This window comes from Achromobacter sp. SIMBA_011 (assembly GCF_046535435.1).
GTDB lineage: Bacteria > Pseudomonadota > Gammaproteobacteria > Burkholderiales > Burkholderiaceae_B > Achromobacter > Achromobacter dolens.
Map to the genome: position 1 here is coordinate 1 of NZ_JAWRWN010000515.1, position 269 is coordinate 269.

At 64.7% G+C, this 269-nt stretch carries 1 pseudogene; it reads right to left on the minus strand.

Annotated elements, in window-relative coordinates:
- A pseudogene (locus SB816_RS31955) lies at positions 1 to 269 on the minus strand (IS21 family transposase); the annotation flags it as partial.

Genomic DNA, 269 nt, shown 5'->3' on the forward strand with positions numbered 1-269 from the left:
GACCTTGTCGACAGCCGTCTTCATGTTGTCGTAGATGCCGCGGCGCGGCACGCCGCCGAACGCGGCGAATGCGCGGGCGTGCGCATCGAACAGCATCTCGTGACTCTGGGTCGGATAGGCGACCAGCCAGAACGCCCGGCTGGCATTGAGCTTGACGTGGGCGACCTCCAGGCGTCGCCGCAACCCGCCGATGAAGGCGTATTCGCAGCTCCAGTCAAACTGGAATGCTTCGCCGGGTTCGAAGGCCAGCGGTACATAGGCCTTCCTGC